This is a genomic window from Pseudoduganella sp. UC29_71, assembly GCF_042693265.1.
Lineage (GTDB): Bacteria > Pseudomonadota > Gammaproteobacteria > Burkholderiales > Burkholderiaceae_D > Rugamonas.
In genome coordinates this window covers 6199932-6216290 of record NZ_CP170549.1, presented here as the reverse complement: position 1 = coordinate 6216290, position 16359 = coordinate 6199932, and the positions used below count along the sequence as shown (strand labels likewise).

At 66.1% G+C, this 16359-nt stretch carries 10 protein-coding genes and 1 tRNA gene; 5 read left to right on the top strand and 6 right to left on the bottom strand.

Annotation, left to right across the window (positions count from 1 at the left end; translation table 11 throughout):
• Positions 1-3: 3 nt before the first annotated feature.
• From ACFJI2_RS27805 to ACFJI2_RS27790, 4 genes are read left to right on the top strand one after another with little or no spacing between them, the layout of a single operon-like run.
• The gene (locus ACFJI2_RS27805; protein ID WP_377702750.1) at positions 4-1377 is read left to right on the top strand and encodes a BNR repeat-containing protein; all 1374 of its coding nucleotides are present in this window, start codon (positions 4-6) and stop codon (positions 1375-1377) included.
• A gap of 20 nt (positions 1378-1397) precedes the next feature.
• On the top strand, positions 1398-2594 hold the full coding sequence (locus ACFJI2_RS27800) for a glycoside hydrolase family 88 protein (RefSeq protein WP_377702749.1): 1197 nt from the start codon (positions 1398-1400) through the stop codon (positions 2592-2594).
• Between the two features lie 3 nt (positions 2595-2597).
• The gene (locus ACFJI2_RS27795; RefSeq protein ID WP_377702748.1) at positions 2598-4973 is read left to right on the top strand and encodes a beta-galactosidase; all 2376 of its coding nucleotides are present in this window, start codon (positions 2598-2600) and stop codon (positions 4971-4973) included.
• Between the two features lie 8 nt (positions 4974-4981).
• Positions 4982-6265 (top strand): DUF2264 domain-containing protein, encoded by a 1284-nt coding sequence (locus ACFJI2_RS27790; RefSeq protein ID WP_377702747.1) that lies wholly within the window; start codon positions 4982-4984, stop codon positions 6263-6265.
• A gap of 54 nt (positions 6266-6319) precedes the next feature.
• Here the strand turns inward: ACFJI2_RS27790 and ACFJI2_RS27785 are convergent, their stop codons facing one another.
• The 3 genes from ACFJI2_RS27785 to ACFJI2_RS27775 form a co-directional block, all read right to left on the bottom strand.
• A complete protein-coding gene (locus ACFJI2_RS27785; RefSeq protein WP_107869734.1) occupies positions 6320-7378 on the bottom strand; it encodes a hypothetical protein in 1059 nt (352 codons plus the stop codon).
• 62 nt (positions 7379-7440) lie between these two features.
• Entirely contained in the window at positions 7441-8670 is a 1230-nt protein-coding gene (locus tag ACFJI2_RS27780; RefSeq protein WP_377702746.1) for a sugar MFS transporter, read from the bottom strand.
• A 263-nt stretch (positions 8671-8933) separates the two neighbouring features.
• Positions 8934-9010 (bottom strand) — tRNA-Arg (locus ACFJI2_RS27775).
• 208 nt (positions 9011-9218) lie between these two features.
• On the opposite strand from ACFJI2_RS27775, the gene ACFJI2_RS27770 reads away from it, so the two are divergent.
• The gene (locus tag ACFJI2_RS27770) at positions 9219-9782 is read left to right on the top strand and encodes a c-type cytochrome (protein ID WP_107869731.1); all 564 of its coding nucleotides are present in this window, start codon (positions 9219-9221) and stop codon (positions 9780-9782) included.
• A gap of 92 nt (positions 9783-9874) precedes the next feature.
• On the opposite strand, the gene ACFJI2_RS27765 is transcribed toward ACFJI2_RS27770, so the two are convergent.
• From ACFJI2_RS27765 to ACFJI2_RS27755, 3 genes are all read right to left on the bottom strand, one after another.
• Positions 9875-11902, bottom strand: a complete 2028-nt coding sequence (locus tag ACFJI2_RS27765) for a M13 family metallopeptidase (protein ID WP_377705922.1) — start codon at positions 11900-11902, stop codon at positions 9875-9877.
• Positions 11903-12052: 150 nt separating this feature from the next.
• Positions 12053-14101, bottom strand: coding sequence for a M13 family metallopeptidase (locus ACFJI2_RS27760; RefSeq protein ID WP_377702745.1), 2049 nt, complete (start codon positions 14099-14101; stop codon positions 12053-12055).
• A 14-nt stretch (positions 14102-14115) separates the two neighbouring features.
• On the bottom strand, positions 14116-16341 hold the full coding sequence (locus ACFJI2_RS27755) for a TonB-dependent receptor plug domain-containing protein (RefSeq protein ID WP_377702744.1): 2226 nt from the start codon (positions 16339-16341) through the stop codon (positions 14116-14118).
• Between the last annotated feature and the right edge of the window lie 18 nt (positions 16342-16359).

Below are 16359 nucleotides of genomic sequence, written 5' to 3'. Positions count from 1 at the left end.
GCGATGACAGTTACCGCCTGCCTGGCGCGCCGCGGCGCCGCCGCCCGCCTCGCCGCCGCAGCAGCTGCAGCTACAGCAGCTGCAACGGCCGCATGCCTGGCGTGCGCCCCCGCGCGCGCCGCTGCGGAGAACGGGGTGCGCGTTCTCGACGTGGCGCCGGGCTGGGCCGGTAACTCGGTCAACGCGGTGGTGTTCCGTAAAAACTCCCTCGTCACGCACGGCGACACGCAGTACATCGCCTTCTACGACAAGGACGGCTACGTGGTGCTGGGCAAGCGCAAGCTGGGCGGCGCCGCGTGGCAGCTGCAGCGCAGCCAGTACCAGGGCAATGTGCGCGACGCCCACAACAGCATCAGCCTGATGGTGGACGGCGCCGGCTTCCTGCACCTGGCCTGGGACTTGCACAACAAGCCGCTGCGCTATGCGCGCAGCGTGCGTCCCGGCGCGCTCGCGCTGACGGACACGATGCCGATGACGGGCGGGCAGGAACGCTCCGTCTCCTATCCCGAGTTCTACCGCCAGCCGGACGGCAAGCTGCTGTTCCTGTACCGCGACGGCGGCTCCGGCCGCGGCGACCTGGTGATGAACCGCTACGATCCCGCCAGCGGCCGCTGGACCCGGCTGCACAGCAAGCTGATCAGCGGCGAAGGCCAGCGCAGCGCGTACACGCAAGCCTTCCTAGATCACCTGGGCACGCTGCACCTGTCCTGGGTATGGCGCGAAACGCCTGACGTGGCCAGCAACCACGACATGGCTTACGCCCGCTCGCGCGACGGCGGCCTGACGTGGGAAAAGTCCACCGGCGAGCGCTACACGCTGCCGATTACGGCAGCCACCGCCGAGTATGCGGCACGCATCCCGCAAAACAGCGAGCTGATCAACCAAACCTCGATGTCCGCCGACCGCCAGGGCCATCCCTACATCGCCACCTACTGGCGCGACGCCGGCTCGGCCGTGCCGCAATACCGCGTGATCTATCTGGACGGCGGCGCCTGGCAGCGGCTGGACCTCGGCTTCCGCACGCGGCCGTTCTCGCTGAGCGGCATGGGCACCAAGGCCATCCCCATCGCGCGGCCGCAGATCATGGTGAACATCCAGCGCGAGCGGCCGTCCGGCCTGCTGATCTTCCGCGACGCCGAGCGCGGCAGCAAGGTCTCCGCCGTGCGCATCGACGATTTCGGCAAGGCGCGCTGGAGCGTGCGCGACCTGACCGGCAGTGCCGTCGGCGCCTGGGAGCCCAGCTTCGACACCGAGCTGTGGCAGCGCAGCGGCGAACTGAATCTGTATCTGCAAACCGTGCAGCAAGTGGACGGCGAAGGCGTGGCGGATGCCGCCCCCTCCCCGGTGCGCGTGCTGCAATGGACACCCGACTTCTGACCCACGCAAGGATCACGAACATGATGAGAAGACGACTGTATCTGAAGGCGGCGCTGGCCGGCGTGGCCGCCATCACGGCCGGCTGCACGCTGGGCGGCGTGGCGGGCAGCCCCGCCGCCGGCACGGCTGCGGGCGCCGCCGGCACCGTCGCCAGGGCCGACGTGCTGGCCGCGCTGCGCCTGGCCAACGACTACTGGCAGCGCAACAACAGCCCCGCGCTGTGGCCGTTCTGGGACGTGGCCGCCTACCACACCGGCAATATGGAAGCCTATTTCCTCACCGGCGACGAACGCTACCGCCAGTACTCGACCGCCTGGGCCGAGCACAACCAGTGGACCTCCGCGCGCTCGGGTGTGAAGGCAGCCTGGAAATACACCTACGGCGAGACCGCCGAGCATGTGCTGTTCGGCGACTGGCAAGTGTGCTTCCAGACCTATATCGACCTGTACAACCTGGACCCGGCCAGGGACCCGCACAAGATCGCGCGCGCAAAGGAAGTGTTGGAATACCAGATCGGCACGCCCAACAACGATTACTGGTGGTGGGCCGACGGCCTGTACATGGTGATGCCGGTGATGGCCAAGCTGTACAAGGTGACGGGCGACCGGCGCTACCTGGACAAGCTGCACGAGTACTTCCTGTTCGCCGACAAGCTGATGTACGACGCCGACGCCGGCCTGTACTACCGCGACGCGAAGTACATCTACCCCAAGCACAAGAGCAGCAATGGCGGCAAGGACTTCTGGGCGCGCGGCGACGGCTGGGTGTTCGCCGGCCTGGCCAAGACGCTGGCCGACATCCCCGCCAGCCATCCTGCGCACGCGCTGTTCGTGGAACGCTTCCAGCGCATGGCCAAGGCCCTGAAACCGGCGCAGCAGCCGGCAGGCTACTGGACCCGCAGCCTGCTCGACCCGGCGCACGCGCCCGGCCCGGAAACCAGCGGCACCGCCTTCTTCACCTACGCCTACCTGTGGGGCATGAACCACGGCCTGCTGGACCGGGCCGAGTACACGCCCGTGGTGCGGCGCGCCTGGCACTACCTGAGCAAGACCGCGCTGCAGCCGGACGGCAAGCTGGGCTATGTGCAGCCGATCGGCGAGCGCGCCATCCCGGGCCAGGTGGTGGACCAGAACGCCACCGCGTCCTTCGGCGTGGGCGCCTTCCTGCTGGCGGCGGCCGAACTGGCGCGCTTCCTCGACAAGCATACTTTGGACTAATTCATGACGATCAAGTTCTCTCGCCGGCGTCACCTGCAAGGTGCGGCGGTTGCAGCAGCCAGTGCGCTGCTGCCTTTTTCTGCCAGCGCCCAGGCCGGGGCGTCCCCCGCTGCCGCGCGCTTCGCCATCGGCCAGGACGACTTCCTGCTCGACGGCAAACCCTTCCAGATCCGCTGCGGCGAAATGCATTTCGCCCGCGTGCCGCGCGAATACTGGCGCCATCGCCTGCAAGCCATCAAGGCCATGGGCCTGAACACGGTGTGCGCCTATCTGTTCTGGAACTACCACGAATGGCGCGAAAGCAAATACGACTGGAGCGGCCAGCGCGACGCGGCCGAGTTCTGCCGCCTGGCGCAGCAGGCCGGGCTGTGGGTGATCCTGCGCCCCGGCCCGTACGCCTGCGCCGAATGGGAAATGGGCGGCCTGCCGTGGTGGCTGCTCAAGCAGCCCGGCGACGCTTTCCTGCGCACGCGCGCCGACGCCTACGTGCAGCCGGCGCGGCGCTGGCTGCGCGAAGTGGGCCGCGTGCTGGCGCCGATGCAGGCGACGCAGGGCGGCCCCATCCTGATGGTGCAGGTGGAAAACGAATACGGCTTCTTCGGCGAGGACCTGGACTATATGCGCATGATGCGCCAGGCCTTGCTGGACGCGCGCTTCGACGTGCCGCTGTTCCAGTGCAACCCGACCAACGCGGTGGTGAAGTCGCACATCCCCGAGCTGTTCTCGGTGGCCAACTTCGGCAGCGATCCGGCCACCGGCTTCAAGGAACTGGCCAAGGTGCAGCGCGGCCCGCTGATGTGCGGCGAATACTATTCCGGCTGGTTCGACACCTGGGGCGCACCGCACCGGCGCGGCTCGGCCGACAAGGCCGTGGCCGACATCCAGGCCATGCTGAAGGCGAACGGCTCGTTCAGCCTGTACATGGCGCACGGCGGCACCACCTTCGGCCTGTGGGGCGGCTGCGACCGCCCCTTCCGTCCGGACACCACCAGCTACGACTACGACGCCCCCATCGGCGAGGCGGGCTGGATCGGCGACAAGTTCAACGCCTACCGCGACGGCATCAAGCCGCTGCTGCCGGCCGGCGAAACACTGCCGGAGGCGCCGGCGCGCATGCCGGTCATCACCATCCCGGCGTTCGCCTTGCAGGAAAGCGCCGCCGTGATGGCCAACCTGCCGGCGCGCGCCATCAGCGACGTGTCGCCCAAGCCCATCGAGCAGTACGACATCAGCCGCGGCCTGGTGGCCTACCGCGTGACCCTGCCGGCCGGCCCGGCGGGTGTGCTGGCGGCCGCGAAGGTGCGCGACCTGGCGTGGGTGTTCGTGGACGGCAAGCAGGTGGGCACGATGGACACGCGCCACCGCCGCTTCAAGGTGGCGTTGCCCGCGCGCAGCAAGCCGGTGACGGTGGACGTCCTGCTGTACACGATAGCGCGCGTCAATTTCGGCGTGGAGATCCACGACCGCAAGGGCTTGCACGGCCCGGTGACCTTCACGCCGCAGGACGGCGCCCCGCAGCCGGTGGAAAACTGGGCCATCCGCGCCATCGACTTCGACGCCGACGGCGCGCTGCCGCCGCTGGACTGGAAGCGCGGCCGCGCGCAGGGACCGGCGTTCTGGCGCGGCAGCTTCAACGCCGCGGCCACCGGCGACACCTTCCTCGACATGTCCAGCTGGGGCCAGGGCATCGTGTGGATCAACGGCCGCTGCCTGGGCCGCTACTGGAGCATCGGTCCGACGCAGACCATGTATTTGCCCGGCCCGTGGCTCAAGCGCGGCCGCAACGAGGTGGTGGTGCTGGACCTGACCGGCCCGCGCACGGCGCGCATCGCCGGCCTGGCCATGCCGGTGCTGGACCAGCTGCATCCCGAACTCGACCTGGCGCGCCCGCCCAGCACGGCCAAGCTGCAGCTGGACGGCGTGGCGCCGGTGCACGCGGCCGAATTCGCGCCCGGCTCCGCCACGCAGACCGTGATGTTCGCCGCGCCTGCAACGGGGCGCCAGTTCTGCCTGGAATCGCTGAGCGCCTTCGACGGCAAGAGCTACGCGGCGGTGGCCGAGATCGCGCTGCTGGACAAGGCAGGCAAGCCGCTCAACCAGTCCAGCTGGACCATCGCCTACGCCAGCAGCGAGGAAGCGCGCAAGGAGGACGGCTCGGCGCTGAACGCCATCAACGGCCAGAACACCGACTACTGGCACACTGCCTACAGCGGCGCGGCCGCCAGCGCGCCGCATCCGCACCGTATCATTATCGACCTGGGCAAGGCGGCGGAAGTGGCGGGCTTGCGCTACGTGCCGCGCCAGGGCACGGACGACGTGACCGGCCGCATCAAGCAATACCGCGTTTATATCGGCGACCAGCTCGTCACAGGCAACTAGGAGAACACATGGAACGACGCAACTTCATGCGCACGCTGGCAGCCGGCACCGCCGGTTCGGCAATGGGCGGCCTGGTCGGCGCCGGCGGCGCGCTGGCCACTGGCAGCGCCACCGCAGCAGCAGCGGCGCCCGGCAGCGACCGCGCCTACCTGCTCGGCCTGCTGCAAAAAATGTCCGACCCCGTGCTGTCGGCCATGTCGCAAGGCCAGCTGCACAAGAAATTCGCACTGGAACTCAGCCCCACCTGGGACGGGCGCGATCCCGGCGTGGCCTACCTGGAATGCTTCGGCCGCCTGATCGCCGGCGTGGCGCCGTGGCTGGCCCTGCCCGCCGACGGCACGCCGGAAGGCCGCTACCGCCAGCGCATGCAGCAGATGGCGCTGCAAAGCTATGTGCACTCGGTCGATCCGGCCAGCCCGGACTGCCTGCTGTGGAAAGGCCCGGGCCAGACGCTGGTCGACTCGGCCTACTACACCAACGCCCTGATGCGCGCGCCCAAGACCTTGTGGGAGCCGCTCGACAGCACCACCAAGCAGCGCATCATCGCCGCCATCAAGGGCTTGCGCCGCATCGAGCCGCCCTACATCAACTGGATGCTGTTCGCGGCCATGAACGAAGCCTGGCTGATGTCCATCGGCGAGGAATACGACCCGATGCGCATGAACGTGGCCATCCGCAAGATCAACGAATGGTATGTGGGCGACGGCTGGATCAAGGACGGCGAAGCCTTCCACTTCGACTACTACAATTCCTACGTGATGTACCCGATGCTGGTGGAGATCCTGGACGTGCTGGCCAAGTTCAAAGGCCCGTTCTGGAACGGCAAGCCGGAGGAACTGCAGGCGCAGGCCGTGAAGCGCATGCAGCGCTACAGCGAGCACCTGGAGCGCTTTATCGGCACCGACGGCAGCTATCCGCCCATCGGCCGCTCGCTCACCTACCGCACTGCGGCGTTCCAGCCGCTGGCCCTGCTCGCGTGGCGCAAGCAGTTGCCGCCGTCGCTGCCGGAAGGCCAGGTGCGCGCCGCGCTGCACGCGGTGCACAAGGCGGTGTGGACCGAGCCGAGCAACTTCACCAAGGACGGCTACCTGACGATAGGCTTCGTCGGCCACCAGCCTGAGCTGGGCGACTGGTACTCCAACAACGGCAGCATGTACATCGCTTCCGCGACGCTGCTGCCGCTGGGCCTGCCGGACAGCGATTCCTACTGGACTGCGCCGGCGCAGGACTGGACGCAGAAGAAGGCCTTCGCCGGGCGCAAGTTCCCCAAGGACTACCACGTCAGCTACTAGGTCAGCTACTAGGTCAGCTACCAGGTCAGCTATTGAAGCAGCCTAAGAGCAGCCTTAGTACTGCTCCTTGTTGATGACGAAGTACATGCGGAAGGCGGTGTCCAGCACCGTCTTCGCGGCCGCCGCCGCCTGCTCCGCCGGCATGCGCAGCTGGCGCGCATAGTGCTGCGCCAGCGCGCGTTCGGCCGGCGCGTATTGCGCCTGGATCGCCGCGTACAGCTTCCTGTTGGTCTTGTCCTGCTGCGACCATGCCAGCAGATTCTCATCCACTTCCGCGCGCGTGTTGTAGGGATTGTCCGCCACCCAGGGGCGTAGCGCCGCGTTGGCCCAGGCCTGCTGCACGCTGGCGCGCACGCGCGCGGTCGGCTGCCAGAAGCTTTCCTCCTTGCCCTTGCCCAGCGTGCGCTCCAGCAGCGCGGCCAGTTGCCGCACCGGCTGCGGCAGCAGCTGCACCGCCTGCGTCACCTGCGGCCGGAACTGGATCTCGCACGCCAGCTTGGGCACGCCCGCGACCGGCACGTACACCTTCCAGTTGCCGGAGAAGCCGCCCGGTTCGGCGATATACATGAGCCACAGCGCGCTGTCGCCGTTTTTCCTGAAGATGAAAGGCAGGCGCCAGCCGTCGCTGAACGGCGCACCCAGCCGGGCATTGCGCTCGTCGGCGTCGGTGCCGAGGTATTCTTTGGCGGTCATGGCCTGGTCCACCACGCGCACCTTGTGCATGTCGCCGCGCCAGCCCAGCGGCACTTCCTCCACCACCAGCCGCTTGCCGTCGACAGCCTCGGTCTGCCAGTAGATGCTGCGCGGCTTGTATTCGGGGAGGGGAACTTGCGTGAACACTTCCGGTTCGAATTCCGGCACGTCGCCGCCGGTCAGGCTGGTGCTCTTGGGGCCGAGCACCAGATCGCTGCTGAAATCGTCGGGAATCGCGTCGGGATGCGTCCATGGCAGGACGCTGGCGGATTTGTGGCCCAGCACAGCCAGTTGCAGGGCGGCCTTGCACTCGGCCACGTCCTTTCCGCCCGCCAGCCGCGGCCATTCCTGCGCCACGGCGTGGGTCGATACAAGGGCAAGCGCGGCCAGCGCGCCGCAAGACAGTTTATGCAGATTCATGGCATTCCATTGAGTCGATCGCGCGGCACTCGCCGCGCGATTAACTATTTTACAATGGAAATTTAGGTAGCTGCGTCCGGGAAAGCATTCGTCGTGCGCGCCCCCCACAACGCGTAGAACAGCACGTACAGTTCGCACGCGGCGGTGAGCAGGAAGGACAGCTGCAGGCCGTAGATGTCGGCCAGCCAGCCCTGCACCACCACCAGCGCGCCGCCGGCGATGGCCATGATCAGCAGGCCGGCGCCTTCTTCGGTCAGCGGACCCAGGCCCCTGATGCCCAGCGTGAAAATGGTGGGGAACATGATCGAATGGAACAGGCCCACGGAAATCAGCGCCCACATGGCGGTCGGGCCGGTGCTGAAGGTGGCCACCAGCATGACGATGCAGGCGCCCACGCTGGCGGCGGCCAGCACGTGCTCGGCGGAGATGGAGCGCATCAGCATGCTGCCGACGAAGCGGCCCACCATCATGCCGCCCCACAGCAGGAACAGGTAGTGCGAGGCTTGCTCGTGGCTGACGTTGCCGATCTGCGGCTGCGACACGAAGTTGATGAACAGGTTGGCCACGCCGATCTCGGCAATCAGGTAAATGAAGATGGCCGGAATGCCGAACACCAGGTTGCGGTGGCGCCACAGCGAATGCGAGGCGCGCTCGGCTTTCGAGACGCGGCTGGTGGCCGCGCCCATCTCCGGCAGCGGGAAGCGCGCGATGATGATGGCCAGCACCACCAGCACGGCCGCCACGATCAGGTAAGGCAGCTGCACCGCCTGCGCATCCGCCAGGCGCTCGGCCTGGGTCAGTACATGCTCGGCGCCGGCCGTGCCGGAATTGGAGCGGCCCAGGATCAGGTAGCCGCCGAACAGCGGCGCGAACATGGTGCCCAGCGAGTTGAAGGCCTGCACCAGGTTCAGGCGCGCCGACGCGGTTTGCGGCGTGCCGACCACGGCTACGTAGGGATTGGCCGCCACCTGCAGCAGCGTGATACCGCAGGCAATGACAAACAGCGCCACCAGCGTGACGATGTAGGACGGCAGGCGCGCCGCCGGGATCATCATCAGCGCGCCCAGCGCCATGATGCCGAGGCCGACCACCAGCGATTTCTTGTAGCCGATGCGCTCAATCAGGCGGGCCGCCGGGATCGACGCGACGAAGTAAGCGATGAACCAGACCGATTCGATCAGCGTGGTCTGCGTGTAGTTCAGCTCGAACACGCTGCGCAGGTGCGGCAGCAGCGTGTTGTTGATGACGGTGATGAAACCCCAGGTGAAGAACAAGCTGGCCAGCAGCGACATGGCCGACTTGTAGCTTGCGGTTGCGGGCGCGTGCCCAATGGAAGATGTACTAGCAGAAACAATTGGCGCAGCCACGGAACGTCCCCTGAAAATCGTATTTTGGAACCGCCCATGCTAGAGCTTTACGCTATTCAATACCAATAACTAAATTGCACTGAGCTATATCGAATTTGATATCGCGGCGCACCGGCGGCATACCGTGTGGGCCCCCGGAACAGCGGCCTTACAGGCCCGCGACGCAGGAGATTTTCGGTGGGGGAAACTGGTGCGGCTGGCGGGGGATCGAACCCACAACCCTTGGCTTCGGAGGCCAATACTCTATCCATTGAGCTACAGCCGCGTAGGAGGGAACTTCGGAGGTGACAGAAGGATACCGGGTTTCGTCTTGTGCGTCCATGAAAAGTGTCGCTTTTGCACCGTTCTGCATCCACAGGCAATCTTTTGAGACTATAATCGCCCGTTTGGCGAGCAAATGCGCTTCTTCACCTGCATGCAAAACCGATAACGTAACGCCGACGCAAGTTTCGAAATTTGTTATTAAGGAAATCATGAGCGACGCACACAACCACGAATCCGCCATCAGAACGCCCAAGCAGCTCGCAGCAGCAGTGATCGGCTTCTTCCTCATCACCGTGCTGGGCATCGCCCTGCTGGTGCAGTTCGTTACCGCCACTAAACTCACCGGCGCCGGCACCGAAAGCCAGTCTGCCGAAGCCATCGGCAAGCGCTTGCAGCCTGTGGCCGATGTGGGCTTTACGCTGAAGGATGCGAACGCGCCTAAAGTACTGCAGACGGGCGAAGCCATCTATACCTCCACCTGCGCGGCCTGCCACGGCGCCGGCGTAGCGGGTGCACCCAAGGTTGGCGACAGCGGCGCCTGGGGTCCGCGCCTGGCGCAGGGCCAGGATACGGTGGTGAAGCACGCGATCGAAGGCCTGCGCGCGATGCCGGCCAAGGGCGGCAACCCGGATCTGGATGACGTGGAAGTGGCGCGCGCCGTGGTGTTCATGGCGAACAAGTCGGGCGGCAAGCTGAAGGAGCCTGAGGTACCGGCGGCTCCGGCGGCAGCGGCTCCGGCGGCGGCTGCGCCGGCTGAGGCGCCTAAGGGCTGAGATTGGCGGGTTACGGGTAGCTAACCCGCCCTACGGTTCAACCGGACTCATAAAAAAAACCGCTCCATCGAGCGGTTTTTTTTCGTCCCTGCTTACCAGATGATGACGCGTTCTTTCGGCGCCAGGTACATCTTGTCGCCCTGCTTGACCTTGAAGGCTTCGTAGAAGCCCGGCTGGTTGCGCATGGTGCCGTTGGCGCGGAACTGGCCCGGCGAGTGCGGGTCGGTCTTGATGCGGCTGATCATTTCGGGATCGCGCATCTTGCTGCGCCATACTTGCGCGAAGCCCATGAAGAAGCGCTGGTCGCCCGTCAGGCCGTCGATCACCGGCGCCGGCTTGCCCTTCAGCGACAGCTTGTAGGCCTTGTAGGCGATCGCCACGCCGGAGTTGTCGGCGATGTTCTCGCCCAGGGTCAGTTCGCCGTTCACGTTGTAGCCAGGCAGCGGGCTGAAGGCGTTGTATTGCGCCACCAGCGCCTTGGTCTTGGCTTCGAAGTTCTTGTGGTCGGCGGCGGTCCACCAGTCGCGCAAGTTGCCGTCGCCGTCGTACTGGGCGCCCTGGTCGTCGAAGCCGTGGCTGATCTCGTGGCCGATGACGGCGCCGATGCCGCCGTAGTTCACGGCGTCGTCCGCATTGGCGTCAAAGAACGGCGGCTGCAGGATGGCGGCCGGGAACACGATCTCGTTCATTTCCGGGTTGTAGTAGGCGTTCACGGTCTGCGGCGTCATGCCCCATTCGTCGCGGTCGATCGGCTTGCCCAGCTTGTTGATTTCCTTGTCGTAGTCGGCCTGGTGCGAACGCTGCACATTGCCCACCAGGTCGTCGCGCGTGACCACCAGCGCCGAGTAGTCGCGCCACTTGTTCGGGTAGCCGATCTTGGTGGTGAACTTGGCCAGCTTGGCTTGCGCCTGCTTCTTGGTGGCCGGGCTCATCCAGTCCAGCTTGTCGATGCTTTGCTTGTAGGCCACCAGCAGGTTCTTCACCAGCGCTTCCATGCGCGCCTTGCGCTCGGCCGGGAAGTGCTGCTCGACGTAGACCTTGCCCACCGATTCGCCCAGCGCGCCTTCCACTGCGCTCACGCCGCGCTTCCAGCGCGGACGCATTTCCTTGGCGCCGCTCAGCACCGTGCCGTAGAAGGCGAAGTTTTCGTCGACGAAGGCTTTCGACAGGTAGGCCGCGTTGGCGCGCACGGCATGCCACTGGAAGTAGGCTTTCCAGGTGTCCAGCGGGGTCGCCGCCAGCAGTTCGCTGAAGCCTTTCAGGTAGGTCGGCTGGCTGACGATGACGTAGTTCACCTTGCCGCTGATCTTCAGGGCGTCCAGGTAGGCGTTCCAGTCGTAGCCCGGGGTCAGCTCGCCCAGCTTGGCGATCTCGATCTTGTTGTAGGCCTTGATCGGGTCGCGCAGTTCCACCTTGCTCCACTGGATCTTGGCCAGTTCGGTTTCCAGCGCCACGATGGCCTTGGCCTTGGCGGCGCCGTCCTTGTCGCCGGCCAGCGTCAGCATCCTGGCGATGTGCTGCTCATACTTGGCCAGCGTGTCGGCCAGCTTGGCGTCGTCTTTTTTCAGGTAGTAGTCGCGGTCCGGCAGGCCGAGGCCGCTTTGCACGAAGTCCACCACGTATTTGGTGGAATCCTTGTTGTCCTGGTGGATGCCCAGGTCGATCGGCGCGGCAATGCCGACCTGGTTGTTGCGCGCGATCAGCGCGGGCAGCTGCTTCTTGTCGCTCAGCGCGGCGATGCGGGCCAGTTCGGCGTTCAGCGGCGCGGCGCCCAGCTGTTCCAGCCTGGCTTCGTCCATGTAGGAGGCGTAGAAAGCGCCGATGCGCTGCTCGTCCGCGCCCGCGTTCTGCTTGGCGGCGGCGTTCTCGATGATGGCGCGCAGCTGCGGCTGGATGTCGTCGTGCAGCTTGGCGAAGCTGCCCCAGTTGGACTTGTCGGCCGGGATTTCGGTGGTGGCCAGCCATTTGCCGCTCAGGTGGGTGAAGAAGTCGTCCTGCGCGCGCACGGCAGGATCGATGTATTCCACGGCGATGCCGGACGTGAGCTTGCCGCCGGTCGGGCTCTTGGCGGCGTCGGCGGCGACGGCCTGGCCGGTTGCGGCCAGCACGGCCAGGGTCATTGCACTCAACAGATGTCGTTTCACAGGATGCTTCCCTCTCGTTGTAGGTCTACGTTTATGTCCGGCTCGTGGCCGGTTTTTCACTCTAGCACAGCGCCGTGGCACTGATAGCAAAAAGACCACTTATCGGGGCCTTTTTGTACTTTCCAGTTACCAGATGATCACGCGCTGTTCCGGCGCGAGATACATCGGGTCGCCCTCTTTCACGCCGAAGGCGTCGTAGAAGCCGGGCTGGTTCTTCATGGTGCCGTTGGCGCGGAACTGGCCGGGCGAGTGCGGGTCGGTCTTGACCTGCTTGATCTGCGCCTCTTCGCGCATCTTGCTGCGCCATACCTGGCCGAAGCCCATGTAGAAGCGCTGCTCGCCGGTGAGCTGGTCGATCACCGGCGCCGGCTTGCCGCCCAGCGACAGCTTGTAGGCCTTGTAGGCCACGGCCACGCCGGAGTTGTCGGCAATGTTCTCGCCCAGGGTCAGCGCGCCGTTCACGTAATAGCCGGGCAGCGGGCTGTAGCCGTCGTACTGCTTGGTCAGCGCGTCGGCCTTGGCCTTGAAGTTGGCGCGGTCGGCGGCGGTCCACCAGTCGCGCAGGTTGCCGTCGCCGTCGGACTGGCTGCCCTTGTCGTCGAAGCCGTGGCTGATCTCATGGCCGATGACGGCGCCGATGCCGCCGTAGTTCACCGCGTCGTCGGCGCGCGCGTCGAAGAACGGCGGCTGCAGGATGGCGGCCGGGAATACGATCTCGTTGGTGGTGGAGCGGTAGTAGGCGTTCACGGTCTGCGGCGTCATGCCCCATTCCTCGCGGTCCACCGGCGCGCCCAGCTTGGCCAGGTTGCGCTTGTAGCTGAACTCGGCGGCGCGGCGCATATTGCCGGCCAGGTCGCCCGACACGATGTTCAGGCTGCTGTAGTCGCGCCACTTGTTCGGGTAGCCGATCTTGGTGGTGAACTTGGCCAGCTTGGCTTGCGCTTCACGCTTGGTCTCCGGGCTCATCCAGTCCAGGTTGTCGATGCTGTCCTTGTAGGCGGCCATCAGGTTCTTCACCAGCGCTTCCATGCGCGCCTTGCGGTCGGCCGGGAAGTACTGGGCCACGTACAGCTTGCCCAGGCCTTCGCCGATGGCGCCTTCCACCACGCGCACGCCGCTCTTCCAGCGCGGTTCCTGCACCGTCACGCCGTTGATGACGCCGCTGTAGAACGCGAAGTCGGCGTCGGCAAAGGCCTTGTTCAGATAAGGCGACGCGTCGCGCAGCACCTGCCACTCGAAGTAGGCTTTCCAGGTGTTCAGGTCGGTCGCCTCGACAATCCTGGCGAAGCCGGTCAGGTAGCTCGGCTGGTTGACGATGACGGTGTCGGTCTTGGTGGCGATGCCGGCCTTGCCCATGGCGTCTTTCCAGTCATAGCCCGGAGCCAGTTCGGCCAGCTTGGCGATCTCGGTCTTGTTGTAGCGCTTGACCGGGTCGCGGTTGTCCACCTTGGTCCACTGCACTTCGGCCAGCGCGGTTTCCAGCGCCATGATGGCTTTCGCGTCCTCGGCGGCGTTCTTGTGGCCGGCCATGGTGAGCGTGTTGGCGATATGGGCCACGTATTTGTCGCGCACGGCGGCCAGGCGGGTGTCGTCCTTCTTCAGGTAGTAGTCGCGGTCCGGCAGGCCCAGGCCACTTTGCGCGATGCTGGCGGCGTGCTGGGTGGAGTTGCGCGCGTCCTGGCTCACGTAGACGCCGTACGGCACGCTGACGCCGATGCGGGTCAGGTGCGCGATCATGCCCGGCAGGGCTTTCTTGTCCTTCAGGCCGCGAATGGCGCTCAGCTCGCCGGCCAGCGGCTTGGTGCCCAGCTTTTCCAGCGCCGCTTCGTTCATATAGCTGGTGTACAGGTCGGCGATCTTCTGCGCCTCGCTGCCCTGCTTCTGTTTGGTCTTCTGGGTCTCTTCGATCAGGCCGCGCAGCTGCGGCAGGGTGTCGTCGCGCAGCTTGGCGAACGAGCCCCAGCTCGACTTGTCGTCGGGGATCTTGGTGGCTTTCAGCCAGCCGCCGTTCAGGTGGGTGAAGAAGTCGTCCTGCGCACGCACGCTGGTGTCGATGTACTGGGTGTCGATGCCCGAGATCGGGGCGGACGTCGGCGCAGGGTGGTCGCCCTCATGCGCGCAGGCTTGGGTTGCCATCAGGCCGATGACCAGGGTGCTCAGTAAAGTACGTTTCAACTGCTCTCTCCTCGTTAGAATTTTGTTTCCAGGCGCGCGGTCCACACTCGGTAAGTGGGGTTGAGCGTCGTGGAACGTTGTGACAGTCCATTAGTGTAGACCAGGTTGCTGCCGGTGGCGTCGTCGGCCAGCATGTTCGCCACCGCCATGCGCAGCTGCGTGAGCGGCGTCATTTTCCACAGCACGTGCCCGTCCACCACCCGCTTGCGGCTGGCTTCCACCGTCTGGCTCAGGCTGGTTTGCACGCGGATCGCCGGGGTCCAGTTGTAGCTGGCGCCCATGGATAGCGGCCAGTCCTTCATGCGGTAGTCCAGGCCCAGGTTGGCGGTCTGCCTGGGCTGCTGGTCGAGGCGGTTGTCGGGGCCGGGGATGCCGTCCACGCGCGACCAGAAGCGGCTGTAGTTGCTGCGGAAATCGATGGCGGGCGCGTCGTCCATCAGCTCGGCCAGCTGGAATTTCGCTTCCAGCTCGATGCCCTTGGTGCGCGCGTGCGCGACGTTGCCCGGCGTGGACACCCAGCGCGGGCCGGCGGCGCTTTGCTGCAGGGTGAGCTCGCGCCGGATCAGGTTGTCGATGTCGCGGATGAAGCCGCTTGCGCTGAGGATGCCGCTGCGGCCCAGGTAGTGCTCGAACGCCATGTCCAGGCCGGTGGCCAGCTCGGGCTTCAGGTTGGGATTGCCGGTGCGGTCCGGGCGCGTGGCGCTGTTCAGGCGCGACAGCACGGGCAGGGCGATCAGGTCCTGCACATTGGGCGACTTGTAGCTCTTGGTCAGGCTCATGCGCACCTGGTCCTTGGCGGTGCCGGGGATGCGGTAGACGCCGTGCAGCAGCGGGCTGAATACGCTGCTGGTGTTGCTGACGTTGCTGACGTTGCCAACGTTGCCGACGCCGCCGGCCGCAGCTGCGGCGCGGTCGCTCGTGGTGCGGATGCCTTCCCAGCGCGCACCCATGTACACGCCCCACTGCGGCGTGATGTCCCACTCGTCCTGCGCGAACACGGCCACGCGGCGCGTGTCGGCGCTGAGGTTGTCGCCGGAATCGTCGAACTGGGCGTTGCCGTTTTTGTCGGTGCCGACCTTGGTCTGCTCGCGGCGGCTGGTTTCCAGGTCCCAGCCGGCGGCCAGCAGGTGGCCGGCGCCCAGCGGCGCGCTGTATTTGCCGCCGGTGTTCAGGCTGCGGTCGCGCGTGCTGTCGGTGTCGTGGAAGCGGTCCAGCAGCGTGCCGGCGCTGTCGAACTGGTTGCGCACCGCGTCGCTGTCGCGCTTTGCCAGGCCGAGGCCGAACTTCACGTCCAGCTTGGCGGCGCCCTGCAGCTTGTGCAGCCAGTTGCCGAAGCCGCGCATCATGGTGGAGCTGGCATGGGTACGCGTGAGCGCCAGGTTGTATTCGGGCGGCACGGCGCCGGCCAGCTGTGCCAGGTCGCTGCGCGCGTCGGTGTCGCCGCGGTTGGCCATGATGAAGGGCTGGAAGTTCAGCGTGTCGCCGTTGTCGAATTTATAGGACAGGCGCGGCGTCAGGTGCAGGTTCTCGCTGCTGCCGCTGCTGTGCTCTTCCACGTTCTGCAACTTGGCGATGTCGCCATCGTCCTCGGTGTCGCTGATGACGGATTGGCCGACGTCCTTCTGGCGGTGCTTGCCCAGCGTGGCGGACAGCGTGTAGGTCAGGCGGCCCGCCTTGCCCGGCACCGTCAGCGATACGTTGGGCGAATGCAGGCTGCGCTCATAGCTGTCGGCGAGCTTGAGCTGGATGTCGCGCTGCTGGTAGCCGTCGCGCAGGATCACGTTGATGGTGCCGGCGATGGCGCGGGTGCTGTTTTCCGCCACCGGGCCGCGCATTACTTCCACGCGCTCCACCTGGTCCGGCGACAGCGATTCGAGCGAGAAACCGGCCGGCGCGCGTTCGCCGTTGAGCAGGATCTGCGTGTAGCCGCTGCCCAGGCCGCGCATGCGCACGTCGCCGCCGCGGCCGGGACGACCGCCGCCTATGGTGACGCCGGGCAGGCGCTTGAGCACGTCGCCCAGCGTGGTGTCGCCGTTGCGGTCCAGTTCTTCGCGGCCGTAGACCTGCTTGCCGGCGGTGGAATTGCGGCGCTCGGCCATGTCGTCTTGGCGGCCGCCGCTGATGGTGACTTTCTGGAGGGGCTTGCCGTCTTCCTTCGCTGGCTGGACTGTTTCCTGGGCGCTGGCGTGCAGATTGGCGCCTATTAATGCCAGGCAGGCAAGGGGAATCAGTTTGCTCATGCCAACATTTTAAGCGGC